Source organism: Pseudomonas sp. LB3P93 (assembly GCF_054898025.1).
The window spans coordinates 4532541-4547309 of record NZ_CM142713.1 but is presented as its reverse complement, the minus strand read 5'-3'; the positions used below and the strand labels follow the sequence as shown (position 1 = coordinate 4547309).

The 14769-nt window shown below is 59.2% G+C and carries 10 protein-coding genes; 5 read left to right on the top strand and 5 right to left on the bottom strand.

The window, feature by feature from the left end; translation table 11 throughout:
• Positions 1-111 precede the first annotated feature (111 nt).
• Both htpX and ACYZT8_RS20450 read right to left on the bottom strand, forming a co-directional pair.
• Complete coding sequence (gene htpX / locus ACYZT8_RS20455; protein WP_428278323.1) at positions 112-999, bottom strand: protease HtpX; 888 nt, start codon at positions 997-999, stop codon at positions 112-114.
• A gap of 316 nt (positions 1000-1315) precedes the next feature.
• On the bottom strand, positions 1316-2527 hold the full coding sequence (locus ACYZT8_RS20450) for a pyridoxal phosphate-dependent aminotransferase (protein ID WP_461959356.1): 1212 nt from the start codon (positions 2525-2527) through the stop codon (positions 1316-1318).
• Positions 2528-2753: 226 nt separating this feature from the next.
• On the opposite strand from ACYZT8_RS20450, the gene msrB reads away from it, so the two are divergent.
• The 3 genes from msrB (at position 2754) to ACYZT8_RS20435 (ending at position 4281) form a co-directional block, all read left to right on the top strand.
• Complete coding sequence (gene msrB, locus ACYZT8_RS20445; RefSeq protein ID WP_461975433.1) at positions 2754-3149, top strand: peptide-methionine (R)-S-oxide reductase MsrB; 396 nt, start codon at positions 2754-2756, stop codon at positions 3147-3149.
• 188 nt (positions 3150-3337) lie between these two features.
• On the top strand, positions 3338-3823 hold the full coding sequence (locus ACYZT8_RS20440) for a glutathione peroxidase (RefSeq protein ID WP_438659299.1): 486 nt from the start codon (positions 3338-3340) through the stop codon (positions 3821-3823).
• Positions 3820-4281 (top strand): MarR family winged helix-turn-helix transcriptional regulator, encoded by a 462-nt coding sequence (locus ACYZT8_RS20435; protein ID WP_461975431.1) that lies wholly within the window; start codon positions 3820-3822, stop codon positions 4279-4281. The genes ACYZT8_RS20440 and ACYZT8_RS20435 overlap by 4 nt, the downstream gene beginning before the upstream one ends.
• Here the strand turns inward: ACYZT8_RS20435 and ACYZT8_RS20430 are convergent.
• On the bottom strand, positions 4265-6586 hold the full coding sequence (locus ACYZT8_RS20430; protein ID WP_461975429.1) for a hybrid sensor histidine kinase/response regulator: 2322 nt from the start codon (positions 6584-6586) through the stop codon (positions 4265-4267). The genes ACYZT8_RS20435 and ACYZT8_RS20430 overlap by 17 nt on opposite strands.
• A gap of 168 nt (positions 6587-6754) precedes the next feature.
• Between ACYZT8_RS20430 and ACYZT8_RS20425 the strand changes: the two genes are divergently transcribed.
• The gene (locus ACYZT8_RS20425) at positions 6755-7645 is read left to right on the top strand and encodes an ATP-binding protein (RefSeq protein WP_461975427.1); all 891 of its coding nucleotides are present in this window, start codon (positions 6755-6757) and stop codon (positions 7643-7645) included.
• Positions 7642-8124, top strand: coding sequence for a GAF domain-containing protein (locus tag ACYZT8_RS20420; RefSeq protein WP_094468350.1), 483 nt, complete (start codon positions 7642-7644; stop codon positions 8122-8124). Before ACYZT8_RS20425 ends, ACYZT8_RS20420 begins: the two co-directional genes overlap by 4 nt.
• Here the strand turns inward: ACYZT8_RS20420 and ACYZT8_RS20415 are convergent, their stop codons facing one another.
• Complete coding sequence (locus ACYZT8_RS20415) at positions 8125-11073, bottom strand: HD domain-containing phosphohydrolase (protein WP_461975425.1); 2949 nt, start codon at positions 11071-11073, stop codon at positions 8125-8127.
• A gap of 49 nt (positions 11074-11122) precedes the next feature.
• Positions 11123-14767: a transporter substrate-binding domain-containing protein gene (locus ACYZT8_RS20410; protein ID WP_461975423.1), complete on the bottom strand. Its 3645-nt coding sequence runs from the start codon at positions 14765-14767 to the stop codon at positions 11123-11125.
• Between the last annotated feature and the right edge of the window lie 2 nt (positions 14768-14769).

Below are 14769 nucleotides of genomic sequence, written 5' to 3'. Positions count from 1 at the left end.
GGCCCCATCGCGAGCTTGCTCGCGATGGGGCCTGAATGAACACCGCATCAATCAGCAGACCAAAAAAAGGCCCGCATTCACTGCGGGCCTTTTCTTTTAGTGCGAAGCCAATCAGCCCCGACGACGCAACGCGTCAATACGCTCTTCCAGCGGCGGGTGGCTCATGAACATGCGAGCGAACCCTTGTTTGATGCCACCGTTGATGCCAAAGGCATTCAGCGTATCCGGCATGTGCACTGGCAGGCCCTGTTCGGCACGAAGGCGTTGCAAGGCGCCAATCATTGCACTGGTGCCGGCCAGGCGTGCACCGGCTTCGTCTGCGCGGAACTCACGTTTGCGCGAGAACCACATGACGATGGAGCTGGCCAGGATGCCCAGGACCAGTTCGGCGAAGATGGTCGCCACGTAGTAGGCAATACCTTGGCCTTCTTCATTCTTGAAGATCACCTTGTCGACAAAGTTGCCGATGATCCGTGCGAAGAACATCACGAAGGTGTTCACCACGCCTTGGATCAATGCCAGGGTGACCATGTCGCCATTGGCCACGTGGCCGATTTCGTGGGCCAGAACGGCCTTCACTTCGTCCGGTGTAAAACGCTCGAGCAAGCCCTGGCTGACCGCGACCAGTGCGTCGTTCTTGTTCCAGCCCGTGGCGAATGCGTTGGCCTCGTAGGCGGGGAAAATCCCGACTTCGGGCATCTTGATCCCGGCCTCGCGGGACAGTTGCTCGACGGTTTGCAGCAGCCATTGCTCGTGACGGGTGCGCGGCTGGCTGATGATTTGGGTGCTGGTGCTCATCTTCGCCATCCACTTGGAGATGAACAGCGAGAACAGCGAACCGGCGAAACCAAAGACCGCACAGAAAATCAGCAGCTGATTGAGGTTGAGATCAACCCCGTTGGCCGCCATGAACCCGTTGAAGCCGAAAAGGCTCAGGGTGATGCTGGCAATCAGCACGACCGCCAGGTTAGTGGCCAAAAACAGCAGGATGCGCATCATGGTTGTAGAAATCTCCTCATGCTAAAGATGTAGCGTACTGCGGGGTATATAAGGTGCTGCACCGGGCTATTCAACCGAGTGACTATTTCAAACTGTGTCCTACGGCAACAGTCTAGCTGCTTGAAGGGCATTTCCGACGGGGATGCCGGAAGCGTTTGACAGTCAATTCGCGTCGCAGGCCCCGTCTTTGCTAGACGCGACCACGAAACGAAGCATCAGTCAGCGATAAGCGCAGTGATGTAGGGCGGGGTGCAAAGATATGTTGCTGAATTAATCACCGTGCGACAGACGCGCGCGTCGCACGGTGAATATCAGTTTACTGGCGGTAGGTTTTGAGGAAGTTGCCGATCCGGCCGATGGCCATGTCCAGATCGTCCACCCGTGGCAAGGTCACGACACGGAAGTGATCCGGCCAAGGCCAGTTGAAGGCCGTGCCTTGTACCACCAGCAGCTTCTCGGAGAGCAGCAGGTCGAGCACGAACTTCTCGTCGTTGTGGATCGGGCAGACTTTCGGGTCGATCCGCGGGAACGCATACAACGCGCCCATCGGCTTGACGCAGCTTACGCCCGGAATATCGTTGAGCAATTCCCAGGTGCGGTTGCGCTGTTCCAGCAGGCGACCTTGCGGCAACACCAGGTCATTGATGCTCTGATAACCGCCGAGTGCAGTCTGGATCGCATGTTGGCTCGGCACGTTGGCACACAGGCGCATGTTGGCCAGCATGTCGATGCCTTCAATGTAGCTCTGGGCGTGGTGTTTCGGGCCTGAAATGGCGATCCAGCCGGAACGGAAACCGGCAACGCGATAGGACTTGGACAGGCCGTTGAAGGTCAGGCACAGCAGGTCCGGCGCCAGGGACGCGGTGCAGATGTGCACGGCGTCATCGTACAGGATCTTGTCGTAGATCTCGTCGGAGAACACTACCAGATTGTGCTGACGAGCCAGTTCGAGCATACCCAGCAGCACTTCCTTCGAATACACCGCGCCGGTCGGGTTGTTCGGGTTGATGATCACCAGGGCTTTGGTGTTCGGGGTGATCTTGGCTTTGATGTCGGCCAGGTCCGGCCACCAGTTGGCCTGCTCGTCGCACAGGTAATGCACCGGGTTGCCGCCGGACAGGCTCACTGCGGCAGTCCACAGCGGATAGTCGGGCGCTGGCACCAGCACTTCGTCGCCATTGTTCAGCAATGCCTGCATCGACATCACGATCAGCTCGGAAACGCCGTTACCCAGGTAGATGTCTTCAATGCCGACACCTTCCACCTGCTTCTGCTGGTAGTACTGCATGACGGCCTTGCGCGCGCTGAACAGGCCCTTGGAGTCGCTATAGCCTTGAGCGGTCGGCAGGTTGCGGATCACGTCCTGGAGGATTTCGTCCGGCGCTTCGAAACCAAACGGCGCCGGGTTGCCGATGTTCAGCTTGAGGATGCGATGACCTTCCTCTTCCAGGCGCTTGGCGTGCTTGAGCACTGGGCCGCGAATGTCGTAGCAGACGTTGGCGAGCTTGTTCGATTTGCTGACCTGCATGGCGATGTGTTCCCGAAAATGAACGATCCAGGCGGCGTATGAACGACCGTGCTGGGAATCCTGCGTATTCACACAGGCCTGACGCCTTGAGAGGCAGCACCCATAAATCCGTTTGAATGCGCGTGGTCTGGCTGCCAGACTGGCGTTTGACGAGGCGCAATCATACGTGCCGCCCGATCCGTGGAAAAGGTACAGATCGGGCTTTTTCAACTGCTGAGGTGTGACGATGGAAAAGTTGGAAAAAACCCTGGAAGAATGGAAGGCGATGCTCGATCCAGAGCAGTACAACGTTTGCCGCCTCAAGGGCACCGAACGGCCGTTCTCCGGCAAATACAACGACACCAAAACTGACGGCGTCTTCCACTGCATCTGCTGCAGTGAACCGCTGTTCGATTCGAAAACCAAGTTTGATTCCGGCTGTGGCTGGCCGAGCTTCTACGCGCCGATCGGTGAAAGTGCGATGGTCGAGATCCGTGACGTCAGCCACGGCATGATCCGCACTGAAGTGGTCTGCGCCAAGTGCGAGGCGCACCTGGGGCACGTGTTCCCGGATGGCCCGCCACCGACCGGTCTGCGCTATTGCATCAACTCGGTGTGCCTGGACCTGGTGCCGCGCGCCTGACGCAGGCCCCTGTAGGAGCGAAGCTTGCTCGCGAAGGCGTCGGGTCAGTCAACATCAATGTTGAATGTCAGGACGCCTTCGCGAGCAAGCTTCGCTCCTGCAGATGATCAGCGTTTAATAATTTAAATTGCACACAATTCAATTGCTCGCTATGTTCAGTGCTTGTTCCTTCATTTCGAGCCCAAGCCATGAGCGACAACCTGCTGACCATCCCGGTGACCACCATCAAAGGTGAACAAAAGACCCTGGCCGATTTCGCCGGCAAAGCCGTGCTGGTGGTCAATACCGCCAGCAAATGCGGTTTCACCCCGCAATACAAAGGCCTTGAGGAGTTGTGGCAGACCTACAAGGATCAAGGCTTGGTGGTGCTCGGCTTTCCCTGCAATCAGTTCGGCAAACAGGAGCCGGGTAACGAAGGGGCGATTTCCGAGTTCTGCGAGTTGAACTTCGGTGTCAGCTTTCCGCTGTTCAAGAAGATTGATGTCAACGGCGCCGGCGCCCATCCGCTGTTCGTGCAGTTGAAAAAACGTGCACCGGGCGTGTTGGGTTCCCAAGGCATCAAGTGGAACTTCACCAAGTTCCTGATCGGCAAGGACGGCCAGTTGGTCAAGCGTTTCGCGCCGGCGACCAAACCGCAGGACCTGAGCCGCGAGATCGAAGCCCTGCTCAAATGAACACCTTGTCAGTCGACTCCCTGAAGCTCGACAGCCAGCTGTGCTTCAAGCTGTACGCGGCCTCGCGAGCGGTGATCCGCGCCTACAAGCCGATGCTTGATCAACTTGGCCTGACTTATCCGCAATACCTGGCGATGCTGGTGTTGTGGGAATGGCAGGAGGCGGCGCCGGAACAGCCGACGGTCAAGGCGCTGGGCGAACGCTTGGCGCTGGATTCCGGCACCCTGACGCCGTTGCTCAAGCGTCTTGAGCAGCTGCAACTGGTGCAGCGCCAGCGTTCGGCCCGCGATGAGCGTGAGGTGCACCTGAGTCTTTCGCCCAACGGCAAGGCCTTGCGTGATCAGGTCGGGCCGCTCAAGGCCCGGTTGTTGTGTGACAGTGGCGTCGATCTGGATCGCCTGAATGATCTGCGCGACGGTCTGGATCACCTGTTGGGGCAAATCAAAGCGCTGTCGTAGTGGGTATCCACAGGTCGAGCAGGGCGGCCAGTTCTTCACGGCGAAAGGGTTTGGCCAGGTAGTCGCTCATGCCCGCCACACGGCAGCGTTCGCGTTCCTCGGACATGGCGTTGGCGGTCAAGGCAACGATGGGCAATTGTGGCCAGCGCCCGCTGCGGCGGATTTGCCGACTGGCTTCATAGCCATCCATCACCGGCATGTTGCAATCCATCAGCACCAGATCGAATTCGCTGTGCTCAAGCTGATCCAGGGCTTCGGCACCGTGAGCGGCGACGATCACCTCGCAACCGAGTTTGCCGAGCATGCCCTTGGCCACCAACTGATTGACCGGGTTGTCCTCGACCAGCAGGACGCGTCCGCGCCGTTGCGGGGTAAGGGCTTCGACCCGGGCGCCGTTGATCAGGTTGCTTTCCGGCTGCAGCACCCGGCGTAATGTCTGGTAAAGCGCATTGCGCGCCAGAGGTCGTGCCTGTTGTTGCAGGGGCGCCAGGGCACTCGCTTCTTCGCTGGGCATAAAGCTGCCATAGGCGGTCACCAGCAGAATCGGGGCGTCGAGGGTCGGACGCAGGCCAAACAGGCATTCGGGACAGTCAGTGATCAGCACATCCGGGTCGAGCCCGATAAACGAGTCATCAATGGAGCGTTGTTGGTAGTCCAGGCCCCAGCCGGGCAACAGATTTTTCAACAGTTCCGACAGGCCACTGTTGGCCGCAGTGATCGCGATGACCTTGCCCGGCAAAGGCTGTGGAGACATGGCCCGGGTGTGGGAGGGTAAAGGCAGGTCGGCGCAGAATTGGCTGCCGAAACCCGCTTCCGAGCTGATGGTCAGGCGCCCCTGCATGGCTTCGCAGAGGTTATAGGTCAGCGCCAGGCCCAGCCCGGTCCCACCAAATTGTCGGGTAATGCCGGCACCGGCCTGCGTGAAGGGCTGGAAGATTTTGACCTGGGCATCCTGGGCAATCCCGATACCGGTGTCGCAGACTTCGATTCTGACGCCATCTTCAAACGTTGAAAGACGCACATCGACCCGACCGAAACGGGTGAACTTGAGGGCGTTGGACAACAGGTTGCTGACGATCTGCCGGACGCGTGTCGGGTCCCCCAGCACCAACGCTGGAAAGTGCGGATCGATCAGGCAGGTCAACTCGACGCTGGGCGCGGCGTTCTGCGACAGCAGGTTGGCGGTGTCTTCGATCAGCGACCCGAGGTCGAACGGAATGTGTTCGAGTTCGAGTTGGCCTGCATCGAATTTCGACAGATCGAGAATATCGTTGAGCAGTTCCACCAGGACTTTGCCCGAATCATGTGCGATGGACAGCTGTTGCTGTTGTTCGGCATTGAGCGGGCCGTCCAGCGAGAGCGCGATCATGCCCAGCAGGCCGTTGAGCGGCGTACGGATTTCATGGCTCATATTGGCGAGGAATACCGAGCGCGCTTCGGCCATATCGAGGGCGGTGCTGCGCGCGACTTCCAGTTCCTGGTTGGATTGGCTGAGCCTGGCGTTGATCGCCTTGAGTTCCGCTGTGCGCGCCGAGACGATGTTTTCCAGTTGCCCGAGGTAGTCGGTCAGGCGGTTCTCAGCGTTACGTCGCTGCTGGATTTCGGTAGCGATGTTCTCGAATTGCTGGTTGGCCACTTTGACCAGCACACCGATTTCATCGTTTTTATGCCCGCTCGGGTATTCCAGCCAGGTCGGTTCCACGCTGCGCGGATCGCGTCCGCTGAGTTCGCGGATGACCCGTACCAGCGGCTTTGTCAGCATCACGTAGAACAGCGCCAACAGGATGCCGGTCAGGAGCAGGCTGCGAGCGAAGCCGTTGAGCAGCGTCACCTCGGCCCGGCGCAGGAAGCGGCTGCCGTAGGCGTAGGTATCGACTTCCAGTCGCAAGGTGCCGAGGGATTCGTCCGGCAAGTGGTCGAGGTAGAGGCGGTCTTCAAACTGGCGGTTGGCGCCGAACAGGAAGTCGCTGATCATCCGGTAATTGTTTTGCTGGGTCGGACGTTTGACGCTGGCCAGAACGGTACCGTTGTTGTCAGTCAGTTGCCCGCCGACGATCGCCGGTGAGCGCAGCAGGCCCATCGTCAGTTCCTGAGCGAGTTCGGCGTCAATGTTGTAGGCGATGCGGGACGCGGGGTTATGGCTGATTTCCAGCAAAGACAGTATTTCGCGGTTGATGGAGGCGTCTTCGCTGGCATAATCGATGCCGATTTGCAGCAGACTGAGCAGCGTGCCCAGAATAAACCCGACCAGCACAGTCAACCTGGCTTGCTTGTATGACAGCCGGTGAGTGAATTTGATATCCATGGGGTGTTGAACCACTTCCGTTTCCCTTCGCTGCTCAAGCATAGTCGATCATGCATGGATACCGATGTTCTCGCGAGCCCTAGTGCAACAAGGGATGAACCGGACACCGAACGCTGTGTACCGTCGCTGTAATGCCATCATCACTGTGAACGTGTCCGAGGAGAAGACGTGGATTCCCGATTGAATGCTTTTCTTGAACGCGCCGATGCCGTCCTGGCCCGTATCGAACCGCTCCTGCCTGCACATCGGCAAGCCATCGACTGGACACAATGCCTGGCTGCACGCTGGCAACGCGAGGGCCGCAGCGGTTTTCTGCTGCCGCTGCACGTCAGCCTCGACACGCGGTTGACCGACCTGATCGGTGTCGACCGGCAAGTGGAGCAACTGGGGCGCAATACCCAGCAGTTCCTCGACGGCATGCCCGCCAACCACGCACTGCTCTGGGGCTCGCGCGGCACTGGCAAATCGTCTCTGGTGCGCGCCTTGCTGTCCGAGCATGCCAAGGCCGGCCTGCGGCTGATCGAGATCGAGCGCGATCACCTGGCGGACCTGCCGCGCGTGGTCGAAAAGATCGCCAAGCTGCCTCAGCGTTTCGTGCTGTTCTGCGATGACCTGTCGTTTGAGTCGGGCGAAGGCGACTATCGCGTGCTCAAGAGCGTGCTCGACGGTTCTCTGGAACAGGCGCCGGATAACGTTTTGCTCTACGCCACCTCCAACCGTCGCCACCTGGTGCCGGAGAAGGAAAGCGATAACGAAAACTGGAAAAGGGTCGATGGCGAACTGCATCCCAGCGAGGCGGTGGAAGACAAAATCGCGCTGTCGGACCGTTTTGGGTTGTGGCTGTCGTTCTATCCGTTTACTCAAGAGCACTTCCTTAACGTCGTCGAGCACTGGATCGGTCAATTGGCCGGGAAATCCGGCCTTGAGTGGCAGCGTAACGAAGAACTGGACATCCTCGCCGTGCGCTGGGCTACCGGCCGGGGCAATCGCAATGGACGTTGCGCGTATCAATTTGCCCGCTATTGGGTGGGGCTGAAGCTGTTGGAGCACAAAGCATGATCGATTTACAGAAGAGCGGCCAAGGCCTGGACGGTTACGGCATGTTATGGGCGCAGCTGGAGTCGTTACTGGCGGACGAGCGTGACTTTATCGCCAACGCCGCACAGTTTTCGGCGTTCCTGTACAGCCAGCTCGACGACCTGAACTGGGCCGGTTTCTACCTCAATCGCAACGAAGAACTGGTGCTGGGCCCGTTTCAGGGGCAAATCGCCTGTGTACGCATTCCGTTCGGTCGCGGCGTATGCGGGACGGCGGCGGCGACCTTGCAGACCCAACTTGTCGAAGACGTTCACGCGTTCCCCGGGCACATTGCCTGCGACAGTGCATCGAACAGCGAGCTGGTCGTGCCGCTGGTCAAGGACGGTCGCCTGATCGGCGTGTTGGACCTCGACAGTCCGAGCCTGGCGCGGTTTACCGCTGACGATCAAGCCGGTATCGAGCAACTGGCGGCGATTTTCCTGCGACTGACCGATTGCTGATCACGCCCTCAAGCCTGCCTTGACCAGCAGACTTGACGGGTCGACTGCATCGATCTGTCGTGGATCGAGGAATCGGTCGGCATACTGCAAATAGATTTCGGCGTTGATGAACAGGCCGAACAACTCCGGATCGATGTGGGCGTCACGGCACATGGTGGCCATGATGCCCAGCGCTTCGCTCAACGTTTTAGCTTTCTTGTAGGGGCGATCGGCGGCGGTCAGCGCTTCGAAAATATCGGCGATCGCCATCATCCTTGCTGGCAGGCTCATTTCTTCGCGTTTCAACTGTTTGGGATAACCGGTACCGTCCATTTTCTCGTGATGGCCGCCGGCGATTTCCGCGACGTTGTTGAGGTGGCCGGGGAAGGGCAAGTGGCTGAGCATCAGGATCGTCTGCACCATGTGGTGATTGATGATGTAACGCTCCTCGCGGGTCAGCGTGCCTCGGGCAATGCTCAAGTTGTAGAGTTCGCCCCGGTTGTACTTGTAGTGCGGCACATCGAGCTTGAAACCCCAGGGGTTGTCTTCCGGGATCAGCTCGCTTTCGGCGCGTTCGAACAAGTGCTCGGGCTTATCCGCCAACAGCGGTTCGTTGATTGGCAAGGTCGGCGCCGGGGTTCGTGCCTGACGGCGGTTTTCTTCCCAGGACACGCCGAGTCGATCGTCCAGGGTTCGGGTCCAGCTGCGCATGGCAATGCTGCGCAGACGTTGCAGGTCGGCCTCGGCCATGGCCTCTGCGCCCAGATTGCAGCGGGCGACGAAGGCGAAATCATCATCCAGCCCGGCGAGGTTGGCATTGCGCAACTGGGCCAGGTGCTGCTCGTCACCGCCCAGGGCGATGGCCTGCCAATAGTTGATCCAGGCATCGCGCTTGAGGACCTCGAAGCGGGTGCGGATTTCGTGGATGCGGTCGTTCAGGGTTTCAAGCTTGGTGGCTTTGTCGACCACGTATTCAGGCGTCGTGACCTTTCCGCAGTCGTGCAGCCAGGCCGCAATGTGCAGCGCTTCCCACTCGTCTTCGGTGGGTTGGTAGTCGCTGAAGGCAGGGGCCTGACTGGCGGCAGCGGCCTGGGCAAGCATCAGGGTCAGCTCCGGCACGCGCTGGCAGTGACCGCCGGTGTAGGGGCTCTTGGCATCGATCGCACCGGCCAGCAGTTGAATGAAGGCGTCCAGCAGTTGTTTCTGTTTGGCTTGCAGACGCTGGCTCTCAATGCTCACGGCGGCCGCACCGGAAACAGCCTGGAGAAACGCGATGCGGTCCGGGCGAAGTTTTTCCAGGTCGCTTTGTGTGCCACTGTCGGCCAGCAGCAGGATCAGCAAGCCCACGGTTTCGTTGTGTCGATTGTGTAAGCGGATGCCGATCAGGTGAACCCGCGGGCTTTCCAGCGCGAGCATTACCTTCTGCAAATCCCCTGCCTGTTCGAAACCCAGATTGGTGACGACATTGTCGGCATTCGATAACTGCTGCAGCCACCGGGGGCTCTGCGGGTCCTGGAGTTCATGCCCTTGAACACCGAACGAAGGCAATGCCTGTGACGTGTCATTGATGACCAGGCCTTGGGGCTCCATGCGATCGCTGTCCCGTTCGCGCAGGTAAATCAGACCGGCCTGGGCTTGCCCGATCTTCACGGTTTCAAACAGCACCCGCTGCAACAACGGCGCGAAGCGGGTCTCGGCGCTCAGGCTATCGGTGATCTTGAAGAAACTGCCGAGGGTGTCCTTCATCCGCGCCATCGACACGCTCAGTTGATCAACTTCGAGCACCGGCGAGCGCCGACTGAGCGGAAAGTTGAAGTTGAAACTGCGAATCGCGTCAGCTTCCTGCACCAGCGTGCGAAGCGGCTTGACCAGGACTCTTGAAGTCAACCATCCCACGGGCAGGCACAGCAGCAATGTCGCCAGGGTAATCAGCGCGCCTTGCCACCGCATGCGGTAGGCATCGGCGAGCAATTCGTCCTCTGGCACCAGCACCGCCAATTGCAGGCCCTGAGGGCCGCCCTCCGTCATGCTGCTGCGCGCCACAATCCATTGACGACCGGCGGCGTCCAGACGATTACCGGCGGGAGGACGGGTGAGCAGGGCTCCGAGGCCGGGGCTCAGGTCGGCCGCCTTGTTCAGGCGAGCGGTCTGGTCGTCGATGATCAGCTTGCTGCTGTCGGGGTAGGCGATCGCGTTGCCTTGGGCATCGAACAGAACGATTTCTGTATGGGGCGTTACCACATGTTTGGCCAGGGTAGCCGACAACTCCGCCAGTGTCAGATCGGCACCCATCACCGCCTGCTCACCACTGCGCCGGGCGAGGGTGGTGCCGACGTTGTGGGTGGAGAAAAAAACGTAGGGTTCGGTGGTGATCTGGTCCACATCGCCGAGCGCGCTGGAGAACCAGGCGCGGGTACGAGGATCGTAGCTTTCGTCGGGATTGTCCTGCCGGTTGAGGAGAGTCAGGGATTGATCAAAAAACAGGGATTGGGAGCGGATCTGACCACTGCTGCCGCTGTGCTCGATGCTCCAGACTTGAAACGCCGCCGTGTCCGGGGCGTTCAAAGCGGTTCTCAGGGCTGTGGTCCGCAGGGGGCGAACCATGAAAAAGTCGCCATTGCCGTAGCCCAGGTACAACGATGCCAGGTTGGGGTTGTCCTTGAGCGATTGGCTGAAGGGCTGAAGCAACGCCAGTCGCTGCTCCAGATTGGGTGCCCGGGTCGCCGGGTAGTCCGCCAGCAGGCTCAGCAGATGACTAATCGGCTCATAGGTGCCTTGCAGGTCCAGGCGGACATCCTGCTCGATGCGGTCGAAGAGCTTTTCACTGCTGGACAGAATGATCTGCGTGGTTTGTCCATAATTGAAGATGCCGAGCACCACGCCGGTCAGCAATAGCAGGAAGGTGAACATCACACTGATATGGATGTGCAGGGGAAACCGGCGTTGATCCGGGCGCAGTGGGCTGGGCATTGCAGGTCTCTCCATGATGTTTAACACACTGCTCAGCGTCCAAGCATAGTTAAGGCTCCGTCATTCTGCTTTCGTCGTTTTGGCCTATCTGTTGTTGCAATGCCTGCTCCAGTTCGAGCATGGCGAGCTCCATGGCCTTGGTGCAATTGACGACTTCGTCAGGGTGGAACACTTCATGACAGGCGTTTTCGAGCGCCTCGCAGCTGTCGATCAGTCGGCAGGCCTGGACGATTCGCGCTGCGCCCTTGATTTTGTGGGCAACGTCGATGAACGACTGCCGGTCCTCTGAGGGGGATAACGCCAGCAATTCTTGCCGGTCCAGACGATTGCTGTTCAGTAATTCGGACAACAATCGCTGGTCCAGTGCCGGGCTGCCACCCGTTAACAGGTGCAGTCCTGCAAGGCTGAAGGCCGGGGCGCGGACCATCGGCGCAACGCCTCCAACCCATTGACTCAAGGCTGTCAGGCTGAGGGGTTTGAACAGGCAGTCGTCCATTCCGGCGAGTTTGCAGCGTTGGATTTCTTCCGGCTGTGCATTGGCGGTGAACCCCAGCACGGTACAAGGCCGGCACCGGGTTTGCTGTTCGTGGTGGCGAATGGTGCGAGCCAGTTCGTAACCATCCATGATCGGCATGTTGCAATCGACGATCACCAGATCGAACAACTCGTCCTTCCAGGCTTTCAACCCCGCTTCGCCATCCGGTGCGGCGCTGGAGCGATGCCCCAGGAACTCCAGTTGCTGACACATGAGCAAGCGATTGGCGGGATGGTCGTCGACCACCAGGACGTTCAGCACCGCCGCGGTTGTATGAATAGGCGGCTCGGCGGTTTTCGTCGCCCGCTCGGGTGGCAGCGTTGCAAGGTTCAGCGAGACCTCGACCTGAGTACCGATACCGGCCTGGCTGCTTAATTGCAGGCTGCCGCCCATCATCTCGCACAGACTGCGGCTGATCACCAGGCCAAGCCCCGCACCGCCTCTGACGGATTGCCCGGCATTGTCGGCCTGGGCAAAAGGCTCGAATAAACGCTGTTGATCCTGTTCACTGATCCCGACCCCGCTGTCCTGAACCTGCAGCTGCAGCAACATCCGCTCGGGTTCGTCGGTCGGATGCAGCTCGACCACAATCCGGACCTGTCCCTGTTCGGTGAACTTGATGGCGTTGCTCACCAGGTTGGACAGCACTTGCTTGAAGCGCATCGGGTCCAGCAGGACGTCGGAGGGTGGTTCGGCAGGGTTGAAGTCCAGCCGCAGGCCAAGATTTTTCTGGCGTGCCAGTCCGTCGAAGATCCGCACCACCGACGCCACGGTTTCCCTCAGGTTGACGCGTTCCGGGCTCAGGCTCAGGCGACCGGATTCAATTCGCGCAATATCAAGAATGTCCCCGATCAGGTTCAGCAGGTCTTTCGCCGAGTGGTAGGCCACGTCAATGGCCGGGCGATCCGGATGACTGTGATCGATACGCTTGAGGGTCAGTTCGAGCATGCCGATGATTGCGTTCATCGGCGTTCGGATTTCATGACTCATGGTCGCCAGGAAGGTGCTTTTGGCGCGGTTGGCTTCATCCGCACGCTCTTTTGCGGCACGCAGGTCATCGAGCAGTTGTCGGCGCTCGCTGATGTCGATCCAGCCGCCAATGATGCCTTGCACTTCACCGCTGGAGTCCCGGTAGGGAAGTATCCAGTGATAGATCGTCAGCGTGCGGTCACCGATATGCAATGGCCGGTCGAGAATCAACGGCGTCCCTTCGGCCACGACGCGTTGGTAATCGGCCTGATATCTATGCGCTTCAAATGAGTTGCTCATGCCGCCCTGCATGACGTTTTTACCCATCACGTCTTCGCGTCTGGCGCCGAAGGTCTCCAGGTAACTGTCGTTGCAGCTTTGCAGCAAGCCCTGGCGATCACGCACATAGATGGGATGAGGCGTTCCGTTGACCAGCGATCGCATGAATTCGAGCTGGTCGTTCAGGGCGAGTTCGGCGGCCAGCCGCTGATTGATCTGGCGACGCATGTAAGCGTTCCAGGTCACGGAAATGAGCAGCAGCAAGCCGATACCGAGAACGATCTGATAGAACACCCGGTGATAATTGCGCCAGGTACTTTGCGAGGCGGACGAGTAGCCTCGCCAGCGGCTGTTGATTATGCCCAGCTCTTCCGGCGCGATGCTCAGCAGTGCCTTGTCGAGGATCGAGCCCAGCTCTTTGGCGTCGCGTCCGGTTGCCAGGGAGAACGCGGCTTGCCGGGTGCCGATGGTGGTGCTGATTTGGAGTGTGTGCTCGAAAATTCGCGATGAGATGAAATAGTTGGCGATCACCAATGAGCTCACTGCACCTTCAGCCTGACCCTCGGCGAGCAGTTCCACGGCACTAAAGGTGTCCGGCGTTTCGATCAGATGAATTCGCGGGAACTCGCGGCGCAGGTAATCCACAATCGGATTGCCTTGGGCGATGGCCAGGCGCTGGTCCTTGAGCTGCGTCAGGTTTGACGGGCTGCCGGCCGCTTTGCGAGTCAGCAGCACAACGGAGTTTTCCAGATAAGGACGGCTGAAGTTCAGCATCGTTTCACGCTGCGCGCTGGGGAGGAGAGCGGCGATCAGGTCGGCCTGATGGCTGTTGACCTGCTCGATCATCTCGTCATCGTTGCGGCTGCGATGGATCTCGAAGCGCAAACCGGTGCGCAATCTGATCAGCTCGAGCAAGTCGGCGGAGACGCCCCGGAAATTGTCGTTGCTGTCGAAAAAAGTCAGCGGTGCCAAAGCTTCGTTGACCACGACGCGTACGACTGGATGTTGCGCCAGCCAGCGTTCTTCGCGGTCGGTGAGTTGCAGTTTCTGATCGGTGAGAAGCATGTCACTGCCCGCACTCCAGCGTTTGGCAATGTTTTCTCGCTCGTTGCCAGGGGTCGCTTTGAGGATTGCGTTTATGATCTCGAGCAGATCCGGGTTGTCCCGATGCACGGCAAAGCTGAAACCGTGGGCTTCGTGTTTACCGAAGTTGGCCATGCGGATGTTGTTCAGATACCCCTTGTTGATCATGTAATGGGTGGAAATGGTGTCGCCAAGAAAAACATCGGCCTGGTCGAAAGCCACCGCATTGATTGCATTTTGGTAGGAGGGGTAGGAAGTGATGATCGCTTTCGGGTACAGGGCCTTGACTTCGTCCAGCGGTAAATAGTGATACACCATGCTCAGCCGCAGCCCGGCGAGGCCATCGCTCAGGGACCTGGTTTCTCCTTCTCGCGTCACCAGAACCGGTTGATCCACGGCATAGGGTGTGGACAGCACAATGTCGGCATTGCGGGCTTCGAAACCATTGGCGCTACCGAGCATGTCGACCTCACCTTTTTCCAATGCCTCGATCGCCTCTCCCCGTGAAGCGTAGCGCTGAACCTTGACTGGCAAACCAGTGGTCTTGCCCAGGATGCCCGCGTAGTCAGCGGTGAAGCCTTCGTAGTCATGGCCGCTGACGGTCAGGTCGAAAGGAGGATAGTCGGGGGCAGAGGTGCCCAGAATCAGTTCACGCTTGGTGTTAAGCCATTGTTGTTGCGATTTATCCAGCTGGACTTCCATGTGTCCGGTCATTGAACGGCTGAGCAGGGTGTAATGCTCGCTCGCCGTCTGTACCGCGTGCGCTGAGGTGCTCAGGCATAAAACCGCGGTCAGCAGTATCAGATAATCCTTTATACGACTGGGCATCC

Bases quoted from the DNA above. Each gene is read 5' to 3' on its own strand.
- htpX (WP_428278323.1), bottom strand. From the start codon at position 999: ATGATGCGCATCCTGCTGTTTTTGGCCACTAACCTGGCGGTCGTGCTG.
- ACYZT8_RS20450 (WP_461959356.1), bottom strand. From the start codon at position 2,527: ATGCAGGTCAGCAAATCGAACAAGCTCGCCAACGTCTGCTACGACATT.
- msrB (WP_461975433.1), top strand. From the start codon at position 2,754: ATGGAAAAGTTGGAAAAAACCCTGGAAGAATGGAAGGCGATGCTCGAT.
- ACYZT8_RS20440 (WP_438659299.1), top strand. From the start codon at position 3,338: ATGAGCGACAACCTGCTGACCATCCCGGTGACCACCATCAAAGGTGAA.
- ACYZT8_RS20435 (WP_461975431.1), top strand. From the start codon at position 3,820: ATGAACACCTTGTCAGTCGACTCCCTGAAGCTCGACAGCCAGCTGTGC.
- ACYZT8_RS20430 (WP_461975429.1), bottom strand. From the start codon at position 6,586: ATGGATATCAAATTCACTCACCGGCTGTCATACAAGCAAGCCAGGTTG.
- ACYZT8_RS20420 (WP_094468350.1), top strand. From the start codon at position 7,642: ATGATCGATTTACAGAAGAGCGGCCAAGGCCTGGACGGTTACGGCATG.
- ACYZT8_RS20415 (WP_461975425.1), bottom strand. From the start codon at position 11,073: ATGCCCAGCCCACTGCGCCCGGATCAACGCCGGTTTCCCCTGCACATC.
- ACYZT8_RS20410 (WP_461975423.1), bottom strand. From the start codon at position 14,767: ATGCCCAGTCGTATAAAGGATTATCTGATACTGCTGACCGCGGTTTTA.